This is a genomic window from Flagellimonas allohymeniacidonis (assembly GCF_004296335.1).
In the GTDB taxonomy this organism is placed as follows: Bacteria; Bacteroidota; Bacteroidia; order Flavobacteriales; family Flavobacteriaceae; genus Flagellimonas; species Flagellimonas allohymeniacidonis.
The window spans coordinates 1,009,475-1,034,981 of the sequence record NZ_SGIU01000002.1 but is presented as its reverse complement, the minus strand read 5'-3'; the positions used below and the strand labels follow the sequence as shown (position 1 = coordinate 1,034,981).

13 protein-coding genes and 2 tRNA genes are annotated in these 25,507 nt (G+C 42.5%); 7 read left to right on the top strand and 8 right to left on the bottom strand.

The genetic code is table 11. From position 1 onward, the window contains the following. Positions 1-22 precede the first annotated feature (22 nt). From EW142_RS13020 to EW142_RS13005, 4 genes are all read left to right on the top strand, one after another. Positions 23-646 carry a Crp/Fnr family transcriptional regulator gene (locus EW142_RS13020; RefSeq protein WP_313790915.1) on the top strand — a complete coding sequence of 208 codons (624 nt, stop codon included), beginning with the start codon at positions 23-25 and terminating at the stop codon, positions 644-646. A 76-nt stretch (positions 647-722) separates the two neighbouring features. Next, entirely contained in the window at positions 723-1,586 is an 864-nt protein-coding gene (locus tag EW142_RS13015; RefSeq protein WP_130614517.1) for an SMP-30/gluconolactonase/LRE family protein, read from the top strand. A gap of 135 nt (positions 1,587-1,721) precedes the next feature. Further along, complete coding sequence (gene dcm / locus EW142_RS13010; RefSeq protein WP_130614515.1) at positions 1,722-2,957, top strand: DNA (cytosine-5-)-methyltransferase; 1,236 nt, start codon at positions 1,722-1,724, stop codon at positions 2,955-2,957. Next, positions 2,947-3,555: a hypothetical protein gene (locus tag EW142_RS13005; protein ID WP_130614513.1), complete on the top strand. Its 609-nt coding sequence runs from the start codon at positions 2,947-2,949 to the stop codon at positions 3,553-3,555. The genes dcm and EW142_RS13005 overlap by 11 nt, the downstream gene beginning before the upstream one ends. Here the strand turns inward: EW142_RS13005 and EW142_RS13000 are convergent. Genes EW142_RS13000 through EW142_RS12990 form a run of 3 tightly spaced genes read right to left on the bottom strand, consistent with a single transcriptional unit; the run spans position 3,548 to position 5,346 of the window. Further along, positions 3,548-3,985 carry a GNAT family N-acetyltransferase gene (locus EW142_RS13000; RefSeq protein WP_130614511.1) on the bottom strand — a complete coding sequence of 146 codons (438 nt, stop codon included), beginning with the start codon at positions 3,983-3,985 and terminating at the stop codon, positions 3,548-3,550. The two genes, EW142_RS13005 and EW142_RS13000, sit on opposite strands and share 8 nt — an antisense overlap. Then, complete coding sequence (locus EW142_RS12995) at positions 3,985-4,902, bottom strand: cation diffusion facilitator family transporter (protein WP_130614509.1); 918 nt, start codon at positions 4,900-4,902, stop codon at positions 3,985-3,987. The genes EW142_RS13000 and EW142_RS12995 overlap by 1 nt, the downstream gene beginning before the upstream one ends. Before the next feature lie 6 nt (positions 4,903-4,908). Next, positions 4,909-5,346, bottom strand: a complete 438-nt coding sequence (locus EW142_RS12990) for an RpiB/LacA/LacB family sugar-phosphate isomerase (protein WP_130614507.1) — start codon at positions 5,344-5,346, stop codon at positions 4,909-4,911. Between the two features lie 588 nt (positions 5,347-5,934). Here EW142_RS12990 and rnr point away from each other — a divergent pair. From rnr to EW142_RS12975, 3 genes are read left to right on the top strand one after another with little or no spacing between them, the layout of a single operon-like run. After that, positions 5,935-8,118 carry a ribonuclease R gene (gene rnr / locus EW142_RS12985; RefSeq protein ID WP_130614505.1) on the top strand — a complete coding sequence of 728 codons (2,184 nt, stop codon included), beginning with the start codon at positions 5,935-5,937 and terminating at the stop codon, positions 8,116-8,118. A gap of 46 nt (positions 8,119-8,164) precedes the next feature. Further along, positions 8,165-8,842 (top strand): head GIN domain-containing protein, encoded by a 678-nt coding sequence (locus tag EW142_RS12980; protein ID WP_130614503.1) that lies wholly within the window; start codon positions 8,165-8,167, stop codon positions 8,840-8,842. Positions 8,843-8,850: 8 nt separating this feature from the next. Beyond that, entirely contained in the window at positions 8,851-9,513 is a 663-nt protein-coding gene (locus EW142_RS12975; RefSeq protein ID WP_130614501.1) for a LysE family translocator, read from the top strand. 38 nt (positions 9,514-9,551) lie between these two features. Here the strand turns inward: EW142_RS12975 and EW142_RS12970 are convergent. The 5 genes from EW142_RS12970 to EW142_RS12955 all read right to left on the bottom strand — a co-directional run bounded on the left by EW142_RS12970 (position 9,552) and on the right by EW142_RS12955 (position 25,506). Next, positions 9,552-9,622: transfer RNA gene (locus tag EW142_RS12970), tRNA-Cys, on the bottom strand. A gap of 86 nt (positions 9,623-9,708) precedes the next feature. Continuing rightward, positions 9,709-9,780, bottom strand: a tRNA-Cys gene (locus tag EW142_RS16745). 57 nt (positions 9,781-9,837) lie between these two features. Then, positions 9,838-10,194, bottom strand: coding sequence for a dihydroneopterin aldolase (gene folB, locus EW142_RS12965; protein WP_130614499.1), 357 nt, complete (start codon positions 10,192-10,194; stop codon positions 9,838-9,840). Positions 10,195-10,236: 42 nt separating this feature from the next. Beyond that, entirely contained in the window at positions 10,237-11,187 is a 951-nt protein-coding gene (locus tag EW142_RS12960) for a PorP/SprF family type IX secretion system membrane protein (protein ID WP_130614497.1), read from the bottom strand. 18 nt (positions 11,188-11,205) lie between these two features. After that, a complete protein-coding gene (locus tag EW142_RS12955; protein WP_130614495.1) occupies positions 11,206-25,506 on the bottom strand; it encodes a T9SS type B sorting domain-containing protein in 14,301 nt (4,766 codons plus the stop codon). Position 25,507 lies beyond the last annotated feature (1 nt).

Genomic DNA, 25,507 nt, shown 5'->3' with positions numbered 1-25,507 from the left:
ATCCAACAAATTGTTTTTGTTGATGATGCTCGTTAATTTAGACCAATCGCTACTTTTAAGTCGAAGTAGCCTATTCCACAGAATGAGCCTTCTTCTAAAACAACATATTGAGCAAATTACCTCTAAACTTTCCGATGAGGAGTTTGCCCATATTTTATCATTCTTTAAACCCGTTAAAAGAAAAAAGCACCAATTTTTGGTTCAGGAAAACGAAAATGTCCCCTATGAGTTTTGGGTAGTGAAGGGTTGTTTAAAGGAATACTATCTTGATGCCAACGGCAAGGAGCATATTTTGAAATTTGCTACTGAAACCTGGTGGACAACAGACTACGGCGCATTTTATAACCGGGAAAAGGCCTCAATCTATATTGATTGTGTTGAAGATTGCGAGTTGTTGGCCATTTCGCTTGAAAATCGAGAGCAACTTTGTAAAGAATCGCACAAAATGGAACGTTTTTGGCGTGTGCGCTCCAATTCAGGGTACGTAGCTCTTCAAAAGCGCATTTTGTCCCTTTTGCGCATGTCTGCTGAAGATCGTTTCAAACAATTTGTTGACCTCTATCCGGATTTGCTTCAAAGAGTCCCAAAAAAATGCTCGCATCGTATTTGGGCGTTTCCAGAGAAACCCTTAGTCGACTTTAAGTGATGTAGCTCACATCAAAATAGTGAGCTAGCTCCTATGCCTTGTCTTGTATTCCCAAGAAATTTGCATAAAAAACAAGATGAAGTATAAAATGACATTTTTGTTGTTGACACTATTGTATATCGGCAACATACAAGCTCAGGATTTCGGTACAAAATGGGTGGTAAAAGGGTTGGAGGCTCCAGAGTCTGTGGTTTATGATCACACCTCAAAGCAGTATTATGTATCCAATGTTTCCGGACAGCCTGCCGAGAAAAATGGCCAAGGTTTTATTTCCATTCTCAGTTCAGACGGCAAAATTCTTGTAAAAAAATGGATTAGCGGACTAAATGCCCCAAAGGGATTGGGTCTTTATTACAATCAACTTTTTATCGCTGATATTGACGAGGTGATTCAAGTGGATGTCCAAGAGGGAAAGATTGTGAAGCGGTTTCCTGCCGAGGGGGCTACTTTCCTAAATGATATTGAAATCGCAGTTGATGGTGCCGTTTATGTTACCGATACTTTTGGTGGAAATTCAATTTATCGAATTAGGGATTCTCAAATCGAGTTATGGTTGAAAAATGAAGCCTTAGACTATCCAAATGGACTTAAACTTGTTGACGATTCTATCCTCGTTTCCACCTGGGGCGTGGTGACCAATTCCGAGACCTTTGGAACAGAAATTCCCGGTAAACTTTTAAAGGTCAACCTTGAAACCAAGCAAATAACAGAGTTATCAAAACCAACTGGTAATTTGGACGGCCTTGAAGCCTTTAAAGATTATTTCCTCGTATCGGACTGGATTTCTGGAGGGCTGATTTCCATTGATGGTGAAGGTAAAAGCCAGTTGGTGAAGGAACTTAAGCCAGGTTCTGCCGATTTCTTTTACAATAAGTCTGAAAACCTAATTCTTGTACCACAAATGTTGGACAACGAATTGATCGCGCTTCAACTAAAATAGTTAAACTCTGTCATAATGTTTAAAGTCTGATTTAACTCGCACACCAAGGTCAATATTTTACCCAATGGCCTTGGTGTTTTCTTTGTTTTCCAAACTCAGGAATTTGTGTTACAAAAACAAATTCTATTTTTAGGCATGGAACGACTGAAGGTGTGTGAGCTTTTTGCCGGAGTTGGGGGTTTTCGATTGGGACTTGAAAAATATGGCAATTTCGAGGTGGTATGGAGCAACCAATGGGAGCCTTCGACGAAAACCCAACATGCCTCAATGGTGTATGAAGCAAGATTTGGGTCCAATAACCATTCTAACATCAATATTGAAGATGTTCCTACCGATACCATTCCAGACCATGATGTTCTTGTTGGGGGTTTTCCATGCCAAGACTATTCCGTGGCAACCTCTCTGAAAAACTCAAAAGGGCTGTTGGGCAAAAAAGGGGTGCTGTGGTGGTCTATACACCGCATTCTTTCTGAAAAGAAACAGAAGCCCAAATACTTAATCCTCGAAAATGTAGATCGCCTTTTAAAATCACCGGTCAAACAACGGGGGCGAGATTTTGCCATAATGCTCCGCAGTCTCTCCGACCTAGGTTATGCCGTAGAATGGCGCGTTATCAATGCGGCCGATTACGGGATGCCCCAAAGAAGAAGGCGCGTTTTTTTGCTGGGATACCATAGATTGTCAGAAATCCATGAAAAACTCAAAGGAGCCTCTCCTCAAGAATGGCTTTTTGACGATGGTGGATTTGCTAAAGCCTTTCCAGTAATACCAAATGTGGGCCAACTTGAGTCGTTTCCATTACCCAGAGATGTCTTACAAATCTCAGATGGGTTCAACAAGTCCCAGGCTCTATCTCCATTTTTGAATAGTGGCCTGTGTATTGCTGGGGACATTTTTACTTCTGCCACCTCTCCTATGTATGATGGGCGACCTGTTTTTTTAGAGGCGATTTTGGAAAACGGCACCGTGAATCCTGAGCTTTTTATTGATGAAAAAGACTTGGGTAAATGGGAATATTTAAAAGGAAGCAAAAAGGAAGTTCGAAAAACCAGAGCGGGATTTACTTATAATTATAGTGAAGGAGCCATGGTTTTTCCAGATTCATTGGATCAACCTTCAAGGACCATTATTACTGGCGAAGGCGGGAAATCCCCATCCCGATTCAAGCATGTGGTCAGCACACCTAAAGGGCTTCGAAGGCTTTCGCCCTTAGAGCTTGAACGACTTAACATGTTTCCCGACAACCACACCAAATTGGATGGAATATCCGATACAAAGCGTGCCTTTTTCATGGGCAATGCCTTGGTGGTCGGCATTGTAGAAAAATTGGGAAAAGTACTTTTTAAAAAAATCATAGATTTTGAAAAGTAGCTTTCGCAAAGATCTGGAGAAGGAAAAACGCCTTTCTCAGCTCCTCGATTCTTACTATACCAAACATTTGAAACAATATACTTTCAATCGGGTCTTGGACAAAAAAGAGCAACTGGCAGGCGTGGATATCATGTTTCGACATAAGAAAAGGGGGCGCTCTTACCCTATCGATGAAAAAGCCCAGCTAGACTACGTAAATGAGCGGTTATCCACTTTTGCTTTTGAGCTTTATTATGAAAAAAATAGTGAACTAAAACCGGGGTGGTTTTTTGATGCTGAGAAGAAGACCGAGTTTTATGCATTGGTTACCAGTATTTTTTCAGATAACCCCGGCCAATACACTTCCTGTGATATCACTTTTGTAAACCGAAAAAAGCTAATCACCGCTTTGGAAAAGAAACTGGTCTCGGCCGAAAAGCTTAAGAAGCTAATTCTGCCTAATTTAGGTTTCCATGGGAAAATGCATCTTGAAGCCTTAGACCCAAAATTTGAAGGCTATGTTTATTTTTCAAGTAAAAACAAGAAAGAAAAGCCTGTCAATTTGGTTTTGTACCTCGACTTTCTCCATCAAATTGAAGTGGCCAAACGACTTATTTGATCATTCTTATATGTGGAATTCCATCTTCCAAATATTCTTCTCCTATAGCCGAAAAACCCAAATCATTGTAGAATTTTATTAAATAGGTTTGAGCGGAAAGTTCAACGGGGCACTTTGGAAACCTCTTCTGTGCTTCATTTAGGGAAGCTTCCATGATTTTTTTGCCATATCCATGCTTCCTGCCATGGGGCGCGACCACCACCCTTCCAATTGAAGTGTTTTCTGCATAATCTCCAGGACCAAAAATACGTGTGTAGGCCACCAAAGCATTCTTGTCTCGGCCTAAAACATGGAGTGCTTTCTGGTCCTTGTTATCCAAATCTTGATAAGGGCAATTTTGTTCAACCACAAAAACTTCGCACCGAAGTCGCAACAGTTCATACAATTCGTCCCTTGACAATTCTGCGAAGGTCTTTACCAGTATATTCATCAATCCTGTACAATTATGGTTTTGGAGTCACATTTGTCATACTCTGGCTGTATGTTCACGTGGTTGATACCATGTTTATGGTAAACATGTTCCTCTATTCGATTTAATATTTCATCAAATTCAGAAAGCTTGATGTCTTCTTTAAAATCGATATGGGCCTCCATGTGAATTTCATCCTCATTGAGTTGCCATATATGAACATGATGCACATTTTTTACGGGTTCGATAGTACAAATTGATTCAACTATCTCATTAACCGTAATCGATTTTGGCGTGAACAACATCAGTACTTTGGTCGATTCCTTTAGAAGATCATAGCCCATATAAATCAGATAAATACCGATGAGAAGGGTAAGGAGGGCGTCAACCCAATAAATCTGATACCATTTCATTAGCCATCCACCTATGAAAACCGCAACGGAAGCCATCATGTCTGTTAACAAATGAAGATAAGCGGATTTCATATTCATATTTTCACTCGCGTCCTTTTTAAGTAACAGCACACTAAAGCCGTTGGCCACAATTCCAACAAGCGACAGCCAAATAACCAAATCAGAACCTATCTCCTGGGGGTCTACGAATCGTTTCGTGGCCTCTATCATAAGCACAACTGCCACAACAATCAGTGTGGCGGCGTTTATGAAGGCCGCTAAAATTTCAGCTCTTTTATAGCCAAACGTCTTTTTTGAACTGGCCCGTTTCTTGGAAAGTTTATTAGCTAAAAAACTAATGATGAGTGAAAGTACATCGCTAAAGTTGTGAAGGGCGTCGGAAAGTAAGGCCAAGCTCCCAGATAGTATTCCTCCCACCACCTGGGCAGCGGTAATTCCAACATTAAGAACAATGGAGATAAGAAGGTTTCTTCCCTTTAAATCAGAATGTGAATGATTGTGGCCATGATGGTGATTATGCCCCATACTTTTTCACTTTACGCTACATGGTATCTTTTCTATTCTCCGTTCATGTCTACCTCCATCAAATTTTGTGTTCAAAAATGTCTCTACCATCTCCAAAGCTTGCTGTAAGGCGATAAAACGAGCAGGAAGGCTCAGAATATTGGCATCATTATGTTCCCTTGCCAAGGCTACAATTTCTTTGTTCCAACACAACGCTCCCCGAATTTTTGAGTGTTTGTTGATGGTCATGGAGGCGCCATTGCCGCTTCCACAAATAACAATCCCCATTGCCGCTTTGCCATCTCCCACATCCGTAGCAACCGGATGAACAAAATCGGGATAGTCCACACTATCGGAGCCATCGGTTCCATGGTTTATAATCTCAATTCCTTTTGATTTGAGCATGCCGATAATAGCCAACTTATACTCTGTGCCCGCATGATCATTACCTATGGATATTTTCATAATTGCCCTGATTTAATCGTTAAGTAAAGGTACGATTCTTTTATCTGCCAATGTTCACAAGTGTTTCCCTATAAATCATATTGTGCTTAATTCCAATGCATTACATCAATGTAAAAATGTTAACTCATTTAAGAAAACTAAACGAAAGTAAATTTTGTTTTTCTTCAAAATAATCCCAATACGTAATTCCATTGAATATTTCTTTTGGGTTCAATAAATAGTTACTTCAACTTTTTCAAAAGTGATTGGGTAAAAGTTAACATTAAATCACTTTTTACTTTTCAATAAATTGATGTTGAAAACACTTATTAAAAATGGTGAAGAAAAAGGTTAATCATCTGATTTTGATAATTTTTAATACATGATAAAATGTGAACAAAAAATAATCTCTGTTGAAAGCAAATAATTCGTCAAAAAATTATTCCATAAATCAACACACTATCATTATCACCATTTTTAAATAAGAATTAGAAATAAAAAATAAATGATGATATATAATGTTAATAAAAGATGTTCTTTGTCTAGCTTAAAATGGAGTTGATTTTGCAACGGATTATAATTTGTATTTTTCCAAAAACTTGATGGTAAATGTCTAAGAAGAAAAAGCGGTCTAGAAGCCAACGTAAAAACGAAATTACCAAGGGCATTTTCACGGTTCTCGAAAAAGAACCTTCCAAAAGTTTTAACTATCGCCAGATTGCTGCTAAACTTGGAATTACTGAAACAAGGGACCGAAATGATTTAATCAAACGATTGGGCCAGTTAAAAGCCGGTGATCGAATTGTGGAGGTTGAACGAGGCAAATTCCAGAAGAAACCTTCGCTTAATACCTATTTCGAGGGAAAAGTTGATATGACCACCACTGGGAACGCCTATGTTGTGGTTGAAGATTTGGATGAGGATATCTTTGTTCCCTTCAACCGGTTGAACAAGGCATTTCATGGTGATATGGTGGAAGTGTTCTTAAAACCAAAACGGAATGGAAAGAAGCCAGAAGGTGAGATTTCAAAAGTACTTGAGCGGAAAAAATCAAGTTTTGTAGGGATTGTTGATAAGCAAAAGACCTTTGCTTTTGTAAGACCCACCGATGGTAAAATGTATACCGACATCTTTATTCCAAAGGAGAAGATGAAAAATGCCGAGGATGGTGACAAAGTGTTGGTGGATATAGGCCTGTGGCCAGAGGATGCCGACTCACCATTTGGGGAGATTGTTCAGATTTTGGGCAAACCAGGGGAGCATCATACAGAAATCCATTCGATTTTGGCCGATTACGGGCTGCCTTATGAATTTCCTCACGAAATAGAGCAGTACGCCAATCAAATGGATACGTCGATAAAATCGGAAGAAATCAAAAAAAGAAGGGATATGAGGGAGGTACTTACCTTTACGATCGATCCCAAGGACGCCAAGGATTTTGATGATGCACTGTCTTTTCAAATTTTGGAGAATGGAAACTTTGAAATAGGGATTCATATCGCCGATGTTTCACATTACCTCCAATCAGGCACTATTTTAGACGACGAAGCCTACGAAAGAGCAACATCGGTGTACTTGGTAGACCGCGTAGTGCCCATGCTGCCAGAAATACTTTCAAACAACGCCTGCTCCCTTCGTCCTAATGAAGAAAAATATACCTTCTCTGCAATCTTTGAAATGAATGAAAAGGCCCAAATCATAAATCAATGGTTTGGACGTACAGTAATTAATTCCAATGAACGGTTTGCATACGAAGAAGCTCAACATGTAATAGAAACGGGTAAAGGAGACATTCCAGAGAAAATTTCAATAAGAAAGGGACCGTACACAGTTGTTAACGAGGTAATTGAGGCTATTTTATGTATTGATCGGCTTGCCAAGATTATGAGGCAAGAACGTATGGATTCTGGCGCGATATCCTTTGATAAAATAGAGGTAAAGTTCAACCTAACCGAGGAAAATGAACCGGAAAGTGTCTATTTCAAGGAAGCAAAAGATGCCAATAAATTAATTGAGGAGTTTATGCTGTTGGCCAATAAAAAAGTAGCTGAATTTATTGGAAAGCAAAAGAAAACCTTTGTGTATCGTATACATGACGAGCCCGATGAGGAGAAATTATTGGCTTTAAGTGGTATCATTTCAAGGTTTGGACACAGTATTGATCTAAGAAACCGGAAAAACCTCAACAGTTCTTTAAATAAATTACTGCAGGATGTTCGGGGAAAGAAAGAACAGAATTTAGTGGATACCTTGGCGATACGCAGTATGAGTAAGGCTATTTATACTACCGAGAACATAGGCCATTATGGTCTGGGTTTTGAATATTATACACACTTCACCTCCCCAATTAGGCGCTACCCTGATGTTATGGTCCACCGTCTGTTGCAACATTATTTGGGCGGGGGCAAACAGCCCAAGGAAATTGTTTACGAAGAAAAATGCAAGCATTCATCGGACATGGAACTTTTGGCCGCAAACGCAGAAAGGGATTCAGTGAAGTATATGCAAATAAAGTTTATGGAAAATCACAAGGACAAAGAGTTTCTTGGTGTGATATCCGGAGTGACTGAATGGGGGATTTATGTTGAAATAATCGAAAATAAGTGTGAAGGTATGGTAAGGATACGCGACATAAAGGACGACTATTATATTTTTGACGAAAGACAGTTTGCAATAATTGGAGAGCGAAGAAAACGAATGTACCAGCTTGGGGATGAGGTTTGGGTAATGGTAAAGGACACCGATTTGGTCAAAAGACACTTGGATTTTTCACTTATTGGCAAGAACGACTGATTATTTGGAATAACTTTTGTTTGAGATAGATGTTAATTTTAAACCAATGAAAGCGCTAAGCATAATTTTCCTGATGTTATGCATCAACTTGGTTTTTCCGCAGAGCGAGAAGTTGACCCAAGAGTTGCAACAATTTACCCAGGTAAAGGGCTTTGATGGCTTATCTATTAATCTGATAAAGGCCAACGAAAACAAAGCGGTGATTACCGGAGCCAACACAAAGAAAGTTGCCATTGTAAATACCAATGGAACACTAAAACTACGAATGGAAATTGATAAAATTTTCAGTGGGTATCGAACTTTTATAGACTTATACCACACAGAAGAACTTAATGTAATTGATGTTAACGAAGATGCCAGAATTTATGCCGAAGAGCCGTTTGTGCAGGATATACTTGAACTAAAGGCTCAAGAAGGAGGTGAATTGGTGATAAATTGTCAGGTGGAACAACTGTTGGTAAAGTCTGTAACGGGAGGAGAAGTAAACACCAGGGGCTTTTCTAAGAACCAAGATATTATTATCAATACTGGCGGAAGTTATGATGGAAAGGAGTTCAAAACAGAGTTCACCACTATTTCTGTCAACGCGGGTGGAAATGCTCAGATTTATGCAACCGAATATGTCCAAGCCAATGTAAAAGCTGGAGGTGAGGTGAAAGTTTTTGGAGATCCGGCCAAAATGGATGAAAAAAAGGTGTTTGGCGGCAAAATAATTCGAATGTAAACCTAAGTATGTTTGAAGATGTACAAACGGCTATTCCTTTAGGCTTTTTACTAAGTTTTGTAATAGGCCCAGTTTTCTTTGTGCTTTTAGAGACAAGCGCCACCAAGGGATTTAGAGCCGGGGTTAGCTTTGACCTCGGAGTGATCATCGCGGATATTGTCTTCTTGATCATTGCCTATTTCAGTAGTTTTCAGCTACTGGAAAACCTGAGCAACCAACCCGGACTTTTTGTTTTTGGCGGAATGATTCTATTGGTCTATGGAATAGTGACTTTTGCAAAAAAGGAAACCAAAAAGAAGGCAAGCTTAAAAGTAAAAAAGGGTACGTACTTGGGCTTAATGGCAAAAGGGTTTTTGCTCAATTTTATAAATATTGGAGTTTTGGCTTTTTGGTTGGGGCTAGTGGTAATTGTTGGACCAAGTCTTGATAACAATCCCAACAGGATATTGGTGTTTTTTAGCACCGTGATTCTTGTGTATTTTTTGACGGATTTAATAAAGATTCTGTTGGCAAAACAGCTCAGACGCTATCTAACGGAAGAGAGAATAGTGCTCATTAAAAAAGGTTTGGGGATTGTTTTGGTCATTTGTGGTATCGTGTTGATTACCAAGGGCTTCTTGCCCAAGGAAAAATTCAATATTCAAGAAGGAATAGAAAGGATTAGTGAATAAAAAACCCAGTCCTATTACTGAAGAACTGGGTGTTGGTGAGGCATCGAGCGGATTCGAACCGCTGTACAAGCTTTTGCAGAGCTGTGCCTAGCCACTCGGCCACGATGCCAATGGGTGGCAAAGCTAAAAATATTTTGCGAATCTATAAGACAGGAAGGCCTTAAATGTAAGTTTATGTCTGGGGGAACGACTTAGAGGCATCGGGTGGACTCGAACCACCATGAAAACCTTTGCGAGATTTTGTCTATCCAATTCGACCACAATGCCGGGATAGAACAAAATTAGTAAAACTTTAACAGCAGTAAGGGGTCGAAAGGATGGAGTTCATCGAGAATTTTTGATTTTCACCGAAACGCTTTCAACATCGCCACCAATAGGGGGGTTAATTTTGGAAACAGTGATTTCGGCGCTGTTCACCGTTTCAATTTCCGACAGAATTCGATTTAGAATTCGCTGGGCGACATTTTCCAAGAGTTTTGATGGAATTGCCATTTCTTCTTTAACGATATTGTTGAGATGTACGTAATCTACAGTCTCCGATAATCTATCTGAAACAGCCGGCTTGGAAAGGTCGGCGGATACTTCCAAATCTACCCTATAATCACTACCAATAAGTTTTTCTTCTTTGAGGCAACCATGATTGGAATGTACTCTTATGTTATTTACAGTAATTTTCCCCACGTGTCATGTAGTTAAGCGGGGGCTAAATTAAAGGAAATCCAATTAATAGGTACACCTACAATTGCTCAACCCTTGAAAAAGGTCCATTCCCACCGTAAGTACATGGGTCCCTGTGCTGTACCCCAATATTTCGTTGGTAATCACCTGATAAGAATACCCAAAATAGAAATTGCTCTTTTTTAATCCTGCAATTGGGGCAATGTACAGGGGTTCACCCAGCTGATCGTTCAAAAAACGATAGGTTACACCCAAGTAGTAGTAATCTTCAAAATCATGGAACCGGAACTTGGCATTCAAATCAGTAACTGAACGCCCATCACTTTCAAACCATTGGAAAAAAACCGAGGGTTCAATTTCAAGCTTACTGTTCTTATTTTTTGAAATACTGTACCCGGTATAAACATAGTAGTTACGGAGCGTATTCGGCTCAAATACTTGGTTGAATTGAGAAAGGTCCTTGTTCAACAAGTTGGATGCATTAAGGCTGAAATAGAACTTGTCAAAACGATAGAGCACCCCAATATCAAAATTATGGTTCGTAGTGGCCTTATCGTCTGTTGGAAGCTGGCCATTGACATCGGTAAAGTTTTCTACATCAATTCGAAACTGATTGAAGTTGTATGAAATTCCGAAAGACAAGAAAATGTCGTCATACCTGTTCAAGGTAAGGTGATGTGCAAAAGAAACGCGGGATCCCCGTTGTTTGGTCTCACCGTTGCTATCGTTATAAAGTAACATTCCCAGACCTGAGCGATTCCCTATTCGGGCATCGGCTGCAAGGGTTTGTGTATCGGGCGCATCTTCAATGCCCACCCATTGGGTAAGGCCGTTTAATCGAACCTTAATGTGGTCCCCAATCCCAGCATAGGTAGGAGACATTAAAAAGGGGTTATCCGCAATGTACTGGGACAATTGGGGTATGGTCAACTCTTGACCGCGAATGCCATGGGCCAAAAGTACAAGAAGGATTGAAATATAGGTTTTTTTGAACATGTTCAAGCAGGTTAAGCATCATTGTCGATATAGGGTAAAGTGTCCGATGAATTCCCGGTTGTCATTTTCGCCCTGAAGCTTAATGATGTACCAATAATCACCGGTGGGGAGCTCGCTGTTATTATAAATGCCATTCCAGCCAGAATCGCCATATCCCATGCGATAGAGCTCTCTACCATAACGATCAAAAATGATCATTAGTACGTTCGGGAACGCCTCAAGATTATCTGGCAGCCAGTAATCGTTAAGGTTGTCTCCATCAGGGGTAAAGAAATCAGGAATTTCAATATCTATGAACTCCATAAAGATTTCCATGGTCACCTCACACCCGTTTTGATCAATAACCGTTACAGGATAAGTGTCGGTTCTGTTGATGATAAAGGTATTGTCCGTACCATTGTCAACATCGCCGAAGATGAAGGTGTAATCTTCAAGTCCGCCTGTAGCAGTAGCTGTAATTTCATTGATGTTGCTATTCTCCAACACCAAGGTCAGTGGTTCAAACCCTTGAATTGTAAAGTCAACGGTATTTATACAACCATTTGAATGAGCGATGGTCAAGAAATGGTCACCAGGGGCAATATTTGTAAAGTCCGAAGTCAGCTGCATATCCGCAGGATCGGTTGAATCAAGGGCATACAGCACGTCACTCGTTACCGATTGATCTTCGAAGGCCACTAAAATGGAATTATCAGGAATGTTCCCATTACAGGTATACATTGGCGTAACCGTTGCGGCTAGATTTACGCCTGGGTTGATTTCAACAATCACATTGACTTCACAATCCTGTGAATCTCTTACGAACACCACATGGAGTCCAGCCGGCAGTGATGCAAAGGCAATTTGGTCTTGGACAAAATCGGCATCCGCATTGGAGTTTAAAGCTGTAAAATATGGCGCTGTACCGCCAGCAATATCCAATTCGAAGGAGCCATCAGCACTATTAAAGCACACCTCATGCATAATATTAATAGCGTCAGCAGTCAATGGTTCAGGCTGAAGTATCTCGAACTGGAAGGTTTCAAAACATCCATTTCTATCCTGAGCTATTACATCGTAGATTCCTGGTGCCAAATCAGTGAAGGTGTTAACGGTATCAAATTGGTTCAGGTTCGGCGTAATGGCATAGAAAATCTCACCAGTACCTCCGGATACCTCAACGGTAATTGTACCATCTTCCAGACCTGCACAAGTAACATCTGTAGACTCTTGTCTGTCAATTTGCAACGGAATAGGATCAATGATGTCAATTACTGTACTAGTCACTTGACAATCCATGCTGGTCACATGCACGTAGTACGTACCCGCTATAAGGTTGTTGAACTCTCCATCAGGTTGAGGCCCCGCCACAGAATTGGTCAGTCCAACATCTGTAAACAGTTCATAGGAATAGTTGCCCAGTCCGCCCACAGCTTCCGCAATGATTGTCGCCGATGCTTCACCGGTACAATTGATAAGTGCGGCGCTATCATCGATAATAACATCCAATGGAACAATTGGGTCAACTGTAACCTGATTGGAGATCATGGCCTCACAGCCAAAAGCGTCCCTTACATAGTATTGGTATGCTCCTGCAGGTACCGTAAATGTATGGGTAGAACCACCGGACATTGCTGTATAGGCTACTCCATCGGTACTGTACTCATAGGGAGCAGTTCCACCAGCTGCGCTCAACTGAATTTCTGCTGGATTGGTACAGGTCAATGGGGTAAGCTGAATCAAATTGGCCATTACCTCAACGGGTTCAGAAATGGTCACCTGTATGGTTTCCACATCACAACTCCAGCCATCAGATACGGCAATGGTATAGATACCAGCACCTAGGTTATTGAAAATTGCACTACTCTGTGCACCTGAAGTAGCAATAATGGTCGTCCCTGTTGGATCGTATTCATTTAGTTGATATTGATAAACTCCACGTCCATTTAATACGTTGATAGCTTCAACTGTAGCATTGGTATCTCCATAACAAACCAAAGAGGTAGGGGTTGCCGTGATATCAGCGGTAATTGGAATTGGCTGGGTAAGTGTAATCGACCTATTGATTACGCAGCCGTTGTCATCGGTGATCACCACATCAAAATTACCCGCCGAAAGTCCTGAGAACACAAAGCTGGCCACGTCAGTGGCATTGTACGGTGGTTGACCTGTGGTTGTATTGGTCAATTGGATATCATATGGAGCATATCCTCCTGTCGGAGATACTTCAATTTCTCCTTGGTCATTGGTACAGGTTACATTGGCCTCTTCCGTTGGAGTGGCATCCAAAGGCATATCAGGCGATGCAATAGTAAATGTATTGGAATCCTCAACACATAATGGGTTCGCAGTTTCCGTAACCCTAATAAAGTAGTTTCCACCAGGCAAGTTGGTTATGGTCAACGGATTGGTAGCGGTATTTCCTGAATTCGTAATACCGGTTGTAGTTCCGTTAGCATTGAACACCTCATAGTCATATGCACCAGTGTATCCTGTTATATTGATTTCAGCTTCACCATCGGTTCCACCAAAGCAGGTAACAGCTACTGTTGGTGTTACCGTTACTTCAATCAAGTCGAAAGGAGCAATGGTGTAAGGTGTGGTATCAAAGTAACAGTTTGTGGCCGTATCCGTTACCCTAAAAGTATAGGTGCCCGGAGCGGTTAATTCGAAAGTTGCCGTTGTGTTGGTCGGAGTACCTGTTAGGGTTCCTAAAGTATTTCCAATTGGCAACAACTCATAAGTATAGATGTTTGCAGGGTTTCCATCATCGGAAACGGTAATCAACACCTCTTCAGGATTAGCACAACTGATAGCAACATTTTGGGTAACTGCGGCAGTAAATACATTGATAGGCTGAATGGTTACTGCATCGGTTTCCAAACACGCATTGGCATCCCTTACAAAAACTGTAATGTTTTGTACAGCGCCAGTATCCACAACATCAAAAGTGTTAGACGTCTGGAAGTTCACATTGTCAATACTGTAGAGGTACGGAGCCGTTCCATCGGACGCAGTTACAGTAATCGTTGACGTATTTACTGTATTGCCAGCATTACACACAAATGCATTGGCAGCAGCTGAAACCGTTAGTGCATTGGGTTCTGTTATGGTTTGATCAAAGAAATCCTCACATGACCTTGCCGAAATGACCCGCACTCGATAATCTCCTGCTGGAAGGTTATCAAATATTGGACTTGTCTGTGCTGCTCTATACGGCGTCACCAAATTGGACATTTCATAGAGTTCATAGGTATAAACGGGATGAACCACTGTTACAGGATCCAACTCTACGGTTAGTGTGCCATCAGAGCCGCCATTACAACTTACATGGGTCGGAACCACGTTGGTAATGATTGGGTCTATGCTATCATCTAGGTCTTGCGTAATGGTTTTTACACAAGCATGTCCTGCAGCATTATCCGTAATGGTGAACGTATAGGTTCCCACTTGTGTCAATCCAGTAAACACTCCTGTAGCATTGGAAGGCAATGGAGTTGATAAATCTGGGAAGGTAACCGCATAGGTAAAACTTCCTGAGCCTCCAGTTTGAGTTATCGTAATTTCACCGCCAGGGTTAATGGTACAGTCAATAGGTTTCACAACGGTTGCCACCGGAACAATCTCATCGTAAAGCACCACAGCATTTGTGGTAAACGTACATGACCATTGGTCGGCGATTTCCACTATGTAGGTTCCTCCTCCCAATCCTGAGAAAATTGCTGAGGTCTGGGGCGAACCTACCAAGGTTCCGTTTCTTCGAAGCTGATACGTATAATTACTTCCTTGGCCACCAGTAGTTCCCACAACCTCAATTTCCCCTTCAATATTGGTACAGTTGGGGGCATTGATTTGTAGTGTTGCCGTAATTGGAGTTGGATCTACCAATATCACATCAGGCAATTGAAGCTCACAATCAAATTGATCTTTGACCCATACTTCGTAAGTGGTACCCGGGGCCAATCCACCGGAAAGGTTTTGGAACAAAGGCGAAGCCACATAATCTCCAGGACCTGTTGGTGAAGACGTTCCCACAAAGTAGGAATATCCACCCCATCCGCCGGCAGCATTAATGATTTCAATGCTTCCATCGTTTAGGGCACAAGTAACATCGGTCACTTGGGTATTTGCTGAAAGACCTACGTTTGGACCTGCAATGTTGAAGGATTGTGTATAGGTACAATCGGATCCAGGAGGATTGTCATCTATAACTTCGATGTAATACGTTCCTGCAGCAAGACCGTTGATTGTAAAAGCACCATCAGCATCGCCTCCAGCGGTTACAACGTCATCAGCAAGATTGGTTGGTGTATTGTTAATGTCATAATACAAAGTATAGCTTGTCGCACCTGTGTATGTAACATTGGCTACATCCTGAAGGTCTAGGCTAACCTCTCCATCAGTGTCACCAAAACAAGTAATATCGTTGGTGCTGATTACATCCAAATGCAATACGGCTGGGTCAGCGACCTCATGGGATGTTGTAATTACACAACCGGTTACAGTGTTTCGAACCTCAAAATTGTGCACTCCAATGGCCAAACCGGTAAAACTTCCCGAAGCCTGGAAAGTACCTGCAGGCAACAACCTGAATTCATAATTTGCAGGATTTGCCGTGGAGTTGGTCAGCGAACCTGTAGCAGTTATGGTAATATCCTCACCAGTAACACAAGTAGCTATTACATCAATTGCAACACTAGCAGATTGTAGCTCATCAAACTGAGCGATCGTTGCTGTGGTTGAACCAACGCATCCTGCGTCATCATAAACGTTGATAATATAACTTCCACCCGCGGTATTCGTTTCGGTGTACACATTGTTAGCACCAATTTGCTCAACAACATCATCGCCAGTCGCAGGCGTACCTTGGTCATTAATGAATTCGTAGATGACATAGTTACCGCTACCTCCAGTAATGGCCGCCATATCCACTGTAATGGTTGCGTTGTCGGGATTGTTTCCTGATGTACAACCAAATTCAACAACCGTTGCGTTGACATTGGCAATGGGGTCAGGCTGGGTAATTACCTGAGTTTCGGTTGAAGTACATCCGTTGGCTGAGGTCACCTCAATGGTATAGGTGATACCGGCCAAAGTACCTTCAAGCCCAGTAAAGGTTGCCGTTGTGGCATTAGAGGAAGTTGGCGCAATGGGGAATGTTGCTGAGCTACCGGGACCTGAAATAATTTCAAAGGTGTAGGGTCCATTTCCATTGTCCACGGCACTTACGGAAATACTTCCATCATCAGCGCCATTACAGGTAACATCGCTAAACGAATCAACATTGAGTGTTGGATAGACAGCAGGGGGAACTGCAATATTGAATACCCTAGTACAAGGTGTTGATGTATTGTTGTCGAAAATAGTGATCGTGTAATTTTCCGCTGTTGTTGTATTGAAAACATAAGGATCACTTGGAAGCCCTGTTCTGGCAACAACCGTTCCACCTCCATCTACAATCTCATAATCGTAGCTTCCCGACCCAGACAAAATGTCAATGGTAATTTGGGCATCAGGTGTTGCTGAACAGTCCAATAGTTTGGTTAGGGCAACATCTACTTGAAGGACTGGATGAACGGTTACCGTACTTGTATCCATACATCCATTACTATCAAGTATGGAAATGTTATAAGTTCCGGCAGCTATTCCAGTGAAAATGCCTGCATTGTCCAAATATGTAGTTCCACCATCCAACGAGTAAAGAATTTGTGGTGCTGTGCTAGAAGCTGTAATGGTCACAGTTGCAGGGTCTGTACAGTTATCTACGTTGACAGCATCAATGGTTGGATTAGGAGTGAGCGTTAGGTTCACCGAACCTAAATTGGCCGAACAGCCATACTGGTCTTCAATAGTCACGTCATAAGCACCTGCTGGGGAATTTGCTGGAATTTCAATTGGATTGTCCGAAGTAGAGCTGATGGTAACAAATGGAGCAGGTCCGGTTACGGTATACGTATAAACTCCGCCTCCACCAAAGGGACTCTGAACTTGAATCAATCCTGGCTGGTCACAACTGATATTTTGTAAAACAGCAGGAGTTCCTGTTAGTGGGTCCAATTCATCAAGAATTTCATTTTCAGTAGCACCCACACAACTATCAACACCACCGTCAACTTCGACTACTTCGATGAAATAGTTTCCAGCACCTAGGCCTGAAACCGTTACATCCTGAGGAGAGGTATAAGGGACATTTCCACCACTGTTGGCCACCATTACTGGAGACCCAGAGGTCATATCAAAAACAGTCCATCTGAACTCTGTTCCAAAAGGAGCCTGATTATCGGTCACGGTATAGGTAATGCTTCCATTGCTGGCCCCTGAACAGGAAGGAGTGATGGCTGATGTGATTTCTAAAGGAACAGCAATCAAATCATTCACATTGACACTACTTTCCCGGACACAGCCTGCAAAATCCCGAACATAAAAAGTATACGTTCTACCTGGAACAAGGCCAACAAATGTGTGGGTTACACCCAGAGCCAATGGCGCCGTCCAAGTTGCTGTTGCAGGGTCAAAATTAGCTGGGTCGTCGGAATATGTGTACTCATAGGGAGCGGTACCATTTTGACCTCTTACCGTAACCTGTAGTTCGTTACAGTTTACAATAATTGGCAATATTGTAATGTCCAAATCATCCAAGGGATATGGAATAATGTATGGAGGGAAATCTGTCTGACATAAAGTATTTCCAAAGCCATCCACGGTTCTCATGGAAGGGAAAACGGTATCACCAGAATTGTATCCGGTGAAGCGGTCAGTAGTACCGGGATTACTGTTATCACCGGTCCAGGTAGCGCCTCCATCGGCGCTGAACTCAATTGTTCCCAAAGTTCCAGGGTATGCCACAAACTCAAAACCAAAATCATTCGGGTCTCCAGTACACGTTGCCGGGGTTACGCCCTGTATGGTTGCTGTAAGCTCATCAGGATTGTTAATGGTTACCGGAGTATCGGTAACGGTACAACCGGCACTGTCGGTAACATTTATGGTATAGTCACCTGGCATTAAATTGAAATAGGTCCTATTGGTCACCAAGACGTTGGTGTCCGTTTGGTCACCTGCGCCCCCATTATCCAAATCGATGATTTGAATGGTAAACGGAGAAAGCCCGGAGGTAATATCAACCTCAATAGAACCAGTTCCGTCATGGCATTGTGGGTCGGTTGGCGTACTCGTGTAAACCAAAGGTGTAGCGGGATTCACGGTTACTGTCTCTACATACTCACAATAAGGAGCCGTAGCAGAATTGTCACGTACATAAACGTCGTAATCCCCATCATTTCCAGTTGTAACAGCAAAGGTGTTTGTAGTTGAAAACAACCCTGTTGGACTTGTGGTCGTTGGAACGAAAGCATATTCCAGATTTGGAACGCCTCCTGAAGCGGTCACAGTTATACTACCATCCGCACATGAACTAATGTCAACTACATCAACAGTAGCCACCAATGCATCGGTTATAGTAAGGTTTTGAATCGTTCCTACACAACCAAAACCATCACTCACATTAACGGTGTAGTTTCCTGAGGAAAGACCGTTAAAGGTATATGTTGTTGCCGAAGTGGGTGTTGGTACCAAGAACGGGCCTCCATTCAAGCTGAATTGATAATCACCATTTCCACCGGTAACGTTTGCGGTGATACTGCCGTCATTATTTCCACTATAACAGGCTGTTGGAGTAGATGTAAAGGTGATTGGGGTTGGTGCCACAACGGTGATAGCCGCATCTATTGGATCTTCACAAAGATTGGTGTCTCTGGCACGAACAATATAGTCTCCAGCCACAAGGCCTGTGAAGACGTTGGAAGCTTGGTATGCTGTTAAAATGCCGCCCACATTATCTTCTAACTGGTATTCATATGTAGGTGTTCCTCCAGAAGCACTGGCTGTAATGGTAGCGCCCCCATTGGTACAGGTCATTACATCGGTAATAGAGGCAGAAGCTACAACAGCTGTTGGTTCGGAAATGGTTTGATTTAAGGTTACAGAACAAGCAGGGTCGCGTAAATCTACAACGGTAATCGTATAATTTCCGGCGGTAAGACTATTTACAGTAATGGGACTTGCAAATTGGGCTGCCGAAACAGGCCCTGCATCTACTTGGTATGTGAATCCGGTCGCTAGATCAAAGTTTTCAATTTCAAAGGTGATGGTTCCATCACTTCCAGCGTTACAACTAACATCATCAAAATCAGTCAGCTGAGCATCGAACGCATTCCCGTCTTCAATTACAATAGGTAGGTCAACGCTACCCTCGCAAACTTCAGGGGTTTGGGTGGCCTGAATATCATCGATGGCAATGTCATTACCCCCAGTAACCGCAGAGTTGGTGCGGATTACAATATCAAGATTCGTATTTGCACCTGGATCTAGTGTTACGGTATAGTTTTGCCAATCATCGGCATCATTGTTTTTAGGAACGTTTCCTGTAGTGGTACTTGCAATGACGGTACCCAATCCATCCACAAGTTGGATGTTGATATCGGGATCAGCACCTCCGGTTCCTACTCTAAGCAAGTTAAATGCCCAAAGTGAAATTGTAATATCCCTGTTTGGAATAACCTCAATGTTTCGCTTGGCGTAAATGATTCCATTTGGACCAACAACTCCCCCTACATTCATGGCCAAAAATCTACCATTGGCCAAAGCAGAATGATCGTTAGGACTTCTCCATGAACCGTAAGGATTTACGATTACCTGAGTAACTGAATATTCTCCATCCTGAATTCTGTTGTTTATGGCCCATCCACAAGAGTTAACGCTTCCATCTTGGGGCTCGTAGCAGTATGCAGGGTCCACTTCAGGAATACTGGTATTGGGCCCAGTTCCAAAATTCTCCAATAACAGTACACTTTGAGATGGCGGTGTGCTGTTGATATAATTTACGGTAATAGTGTGATTTCCGACCGGCACATCAGAAAAGATGTTTGAAGTATTCGGAGTGTTGTCGACACCATTAATTTCATAAGTGTAGTCGTAACCTGGGTTGTCTGCAGTAATGGTCACCGTACCTTCCCCATCGCACTCATAGACGATGCTTGATGTAACCCCTGGAGGAGTTGGTTCTGGTTCAATGGTAACACTCATCGGATACGTACAGTTGTTCGCATCCCGAACATAAACTGTATGTGTTCCAGGCAAAAGGAATCCGATTGAGCTGGCACCATAGTTGGTTCCACCATCAAAGCTATATTCGTAAGGAGCCGTACCGCCCAAGACATTGGTAATTCGCACCTCTGCGCCCAGACCTGGATTACACTCTGCAAGCTGGGTTACTGCGGCAGAAGCAGAGAGCGTTAAAGGCTCTGTTATCGTATAGATTTGTGTGATATCGCAATTGTTGGCATCCCGCACACGAATCGTGTAACTGCCAGCCAATTGGTTCACAAAAGTATTGGAGCTTTGATACGTCGTACCGTTGTTAATGCTGTATTCATAAGGCCCTTCTCCACCAGAGGCGGTTACGGTAATGGTCGCTTGCGCTTCTCCGCTACATTGAATTCCCGTATCCACTATTGAAAGTGAAAGAGGAGCATCTTGAACGATGGTCAGGTCGAAAGAAGCTTCACAGAATCCTGCGCCACCATTGTTATCCCTTACATAAACATCGTAATCTCCAGCTCCTGTAATGGAAACTGGATTGGTGGTGGCAAAGTCTCCTCCTGTCGGGGTAACCCCATCACCAACAATGGCGTAAACGTAATTTCCGTCACCACCAGCGGCTGTAATATCAACATTGGTTGATGTTGTACAAGCCGTAATGTTCGGGGCAGAAGCCACGACGGTCAACTCTGGATTGATAGTAATGGTTTCGGAATTGGTACAATTCTTCCCATCTCGCACATCTATAGTGTATGTGCCCGAAGTCAACCCTGTGAAAACATTGTTTGTGCCAAATGCACCACCGTTGAGGCTGTATTCAAAATTACCGTCACCCCCTGAGGTTACATTGGCGGTAAGGGTTAGCCCTACGGCATCGTCGTAGCAAAAATCATTTGGAACAATGGCCAGAACAGGAGCAATGGCTGGGTCAAGCGTGAATGTTGTTGTTTCAATGCATCCGTTGGAATCTGTAACCGAAGCTGAATAAAGACCTGTTTGGGTCAACCCTGTAAATGAACCTGTTCCATTGGTTCCAAAAACTGTAGCATCAGGATTGGTCAAAGTAAATGAGTTGCCTCCCCAACCTCCTGTTGAGGTCAGAATTACACTTCCATCCGTAAGACAAGTCGGCTGGGTCTCCGCCGCGCTAAGGGTTAAAGCTGCGGGGGGGCCATTGATGGTCACACTCGCAGTCGCTGTACAATTAGTCAAATTATCGGTAACAGTAATGTCGTAGGTACCATCATCCAGTCCGTTCAGGGGAATAGAAGTGTTGGTTTCGTTGGTTCCATTGAAATTTGAAGGTCCCGTTATAGTGTAATTATAGTCTGTATTAAAATCGGATACATTGAAGACGAGTTCTCCATCCGTATCCGAGAAACAAGTAATATTACTGATTAACTGTCCGGTCACATTAATTTGGGAAACCGGCGCAATGGTAAAAGATTCCTCGTAAGTACATCCCTTATCATCAGTAACCCTAAAAGTATAGGTGTCCGGAGCAAGACCATCAAAATCCGCAGAAGTAGCTGCTGTTGATGTCGCTGCTATGGGAGCAGGGGCTATAATCTCAAATACAAAAGGCGTATTTCCGTCAACGGCGGTAACCGTAACATCGGATGTTAAAGAAGGACAGTTGGGTGTTGTTGCTGAGAACGTTAAATCCGTAGGTGGATTCAGCGGATCAATGGTAATCGAATTGGTTACAAAGGTACAGTTGTTCGCATCCCTGATAGTAATGGCGTAGGTGCCATTTGTCAAGTTGGAAAAAGTTTCCGCTCCAGCGCCACTCACGAAGTTGATGCCGTCAATGCTAAACTCATAGGGAGCGGTACCTCCAGCTACGTTTTGCGCTTCTATAATTCCGTTTTGTAAACAGGTATAATCTTGAACCAATACGGCATCTCCTGAAATTCCAGCCGCGGGTTCTGTAATAGTAAAATTGTCAACGATATCACAGCTTACTGCTCCTTGGGTTTGGGTTACCGTAACGGTATAGTCACCAGCCGTTAGGTTAGTAAATGTTCCTGAGCTATTCACTATTGGGGCGCCCACAGTAGGCGTTAACGTGAAACTTAGCGTATACCCGTTGGTATTCGTGACATTATAGGCTATGGAACCATCATTTCCACCAAAACAGGAAACCTCTGTTTGTGATGTTGTATAGGTTATTGCAGGGGCAACAACAATCGTGGCCACATTGGAAACAAAGGAACAATTGTTCCCATCAACTACTATAAATTCATAATCGCCTTCTTCACCGTTGGTAAAGGTAAAGTCGTTGTTGAACTGGTAGGCGCTTCCTGGGATGTCTCCCACACTTGCATACAGGTCAACTCCATTGTAACTCCAAATGGCGTAGGCATAATTGGGGTTGGGGAAACCGCCTGAACCTGTGACGGTAATTACACCATCTGTACAATCGATATTCTTTGTTGTCAAAGCTGACAGCGCCAAATCAGTCACGTCATTTATGGTTACCTGCTCTGTATAATTACAACCGTCATCTGTGGTCACCAAAACGTCATAAACGCCATCGTTCAAGTTTTGGAAGGTATAGTTGTTGTCGCCAGAAGGACCAAACGTATCCACTGTGGTTCCACCTTGTGAAATCTCGTAGTAATACTGCGGCTCTACATTTAGAACAGATATGGAGATTTCTCCCAGACCATTGCAGTCAGTGTCTTTGGTGGTAACGTCTACTTGAAAATCCCTTTCTAAAATTCCGATGTTGTCCAATATGAAAACACAACCATCGGTAACACCTTGCTGACGCATTTCAACAGTATAGGCGCCATTGTTTGTAATTGTAAAACTTGGACTGGTTTGATACGCCTGTACCACATTGCCCGTGCCTTGGTCTATCAATCGATATTCATAATCCAAAGGCATGTTCGTAACCGTGATATTGCCATCTGAGGTACAAATGATATCGGTAGCATTATATTGTGGGTCTAGCGGATTTTTGAAGATGTTGAAATAGAATCGGCTAAAGCAACCATTTTGATAGTTGATCACCAATCGATATTGACCAGCATCGGCCGCTAGAAAATCGTTCCCTGTGCCCACCACATTCCATGTACATGAGTTATCGGTATTGGCACAGTCAGCAGTTGCAGCGCCACAACTAGATTCATCCAATTGCTCCCATTCAATACTATCAGCATCTGGAATGTTGACCTGGATAAGCTCTGTATCGTTTAATCCACAAAGGAACACTTCGGGAAGCTCGCTACCATCATTTGGACAGATGACAATTTCACCTTCAACAGTATTGGTGGTGTCGTTGATTAAGGCGCTTATAGGGTTGGATTGTGTGGCACCAAAAAGTTCAACAACAATAATTTCTGTGAAATCTTTACAGGGGTCAGCTACTTGTTTGTCAACAATGTAGGTTCCTATATCACTTACAACCAAAGTACTTGGGTCTCCGTCAGGGTCACCATCGTTAAGCACAGTGTCGGAAGCATCAATTTGATTATTTCCATTTTCATCACGATACCAAACATAGGCATCGAAGTTATCTCCGGCGTCCAATGTTACATTAGCACCGCATAGTTGCACAGTACGGGTATAATTACAGGCCGTTAAATCATCCAGAAGGAAGTTTGTGGCACCAGGAGTGGTGAATCCACAATCATCAAAATTGGATACACTGGGGTCATCACTAATCTGATTGCTATTGATAACACCTTCGTAAGTGGAGAAGGCCTGATTTTCAATAATATCGGTACAGGCGTCCACAAAGTCAAAGCAGTTTTCGGCCACCTGAACCCGCATTCTAATAGAGGAAATGGGATCCCCCTCCTCCACTAAATTGTCTGGGATGCTGAACGTAATTTCTCGATTTGGCTCATCATAGACATAGGTAACTCCCGGGGGAAGTGTCAATGTAGTTTCATCGAGGGTTACGTTGGTCGGGAGGACATCCCTGATTACGTAGTTGGTGGCATCGTCGTTTCCAGTATTTACAAAGGAAAGGACATAGTCCAAGACCTGGCCAAGGTTTACACCAAGCCCGGTAATATCGTTTCCACCGATGTCCTCAACTCTTTTTTCAAGAACAATGGTGGGTTCAATAATCTCTACTCCAAAAGTTACGAGAAATGAGGCAAACCAGTCCCCGCTGGTACCTAACCTTAACGTAGCAGCAGTGTCACCATTATCGATAATACTGTTTCCAGGATTATTTAAATCAAACACATCGGAATCAAATCCGATGGCGTTGGTACTGTTGATATTTCTTGTGGTTACATTGGCACCATCCTCTGAAATAGTGGAGTTAAAGAAGTTGTCATTGGGATTGGCCGAGTCGCTAATGTCGGTGAAGGTTGAACTACTGTTTGAAACAATACCAAAGGTATCTCCCGACAAAGAGGTTTCTCCCTCAAGCGTACTAACACCAATTCTGGCGTTTACGGGGCCAACAGGAATTGTATTAAATCCAGATACCGTAATGTCTGCGGTACTGTTTCCGGTTTGGGTGGTAATTCCTTCATATCCATCAAATACGGAAATGTATCTACCTGGCAAAGTTGGGTTTTCGTAGATAACCACTAGGGTCCATCCAGCACAACCATAGGTGGTTGCCCCTCTGGTACCCCTAACATTACCGACGAAGTACTCTCCAGTTGGGTCGGCCAATGCCTGCATGATGTTGGTAACGTTTTTGTAGCAAACGTATGGGTCATTGGGAAGGGTATTGTAACCATCGACAATAATGTCGTCTTCTTCACCAGCAGGGTCTGCAGCGGTATCAGCTTGAAGATCTATGTAGGTAGCGCTTCCTGGCACCCTGAACTTTACCGAGGTGACATCATAGTGGTTAGGGTCGTCCGTATAGGTATGCACATATCGACTTCGATGATCTCCATCCCTTTCCACATCGTAGTTACCAGCCCAATACAATCCAGCCCAATAAATTTGGGAACAATCAGGCAAAGTAAGCGTAGAACTACTGGAATTGAAGGTGGTTGGATCTGAATCGATGTCAACATATTCAACATGCAGACTGTTGTTACTTCCATTTCCGTTGTATGGGGTGTTGACCCCAGTACCATCAGAAAATACCCGGTTCATAACACTATTCGAAAGAAAGGTATAGTCCCCTTTTATATTGATGTATGAATTGCCGTTATCAAGCAATCTAGGGGAAAAGGGAACCTCTTGCGACATACCTTTATAGGCAAAAAGGCATACGCCGATAAGCCATACAATGGTTTTTGATATGTGATTGGTCATT

What these genes read in the sequence shown, in the direction of transcription:
- EW142_RS12960 (WP_130614497.1), bottom strand. Translation starts at nt 11,187, where the DNA reads ATGTTCAAAAAAACCTATATTTCAATCCTTCTTGTACTTTTGGCCCAT.
- EW142_RS13000 (WP_130614511.1), bottom strand. Translation starts at nt 3,985, where the DNA reads ATGAATATACTGGTAAAGACCTTCGCAGAATTGTCAAGGGACGAATTG.
- EW142_RS12990 (WP_130614507.1), bottom strand. Translation starts at nt 5,346, where the DNA reads ATGAAAATATCCATAGGTAATGATCATGCGGGCACAGAGTATAAGTTG.
- dcm (WP_130614515.1), top strand. Translation starts at nt 1,722, where the DNA reads ATGGAACGACTGAAGGTGTGTGAGCTTTTTGCCGGAGTTGGGGGTTTT.
- rnr (WP_130614505.1), top strand. Translation starts at nt 5,935, where the DNA reads ATGTCTAAGAAGAAAAAGCGGTCTAGAAGCCAACGTAAAAACGAAATT.
- EW142_RS13020 (WP_313790915.1), top strand. Translation starts at nt 23, where the DNA reads ATGATGCTCGTTAATTTAGACCAATCGCTACTTTTAAGTCGAAGTAGC.
- EW142_RS12955 (WP_130614495.1), bottom strand. Translation starts at nt 25,506, where the DNA reads ATGACCAATCACATATCAAAAACCATTGTATGGCTTATCGGCGTATGC.
- EW142_RS12980 (WP_130614503.1), top strand. Translation starts at nt 8,165, where the DNA reads ATGAAAGCGCTAAGCATAATTTTCCTGATGTTATGCATCAACTTGGTT.
- EW142_RS13015 (WP_130614517.1), top strand. Translation starts at nt 723, where the DNA reads ATGAAGTATAAAATGACATTTTTGTTGTTGACACTATTGTATATCGGC.
- EW142_RS12995 (WP_130614509.1), bottom strand. Translation starts at nt 4,902, where the DNA reads ATGGGGCATAATCACCATCATGGCCACAATCATTCACATTCTGATTTA.
- EW142_RS12975 (WP_130614501.1), top strand. Translation starts at nt 8,851, where the DNA reads ATGTTTGAAGATGTACAAACGGCTATTCCTTTAGGCTTTTTACTAAGT.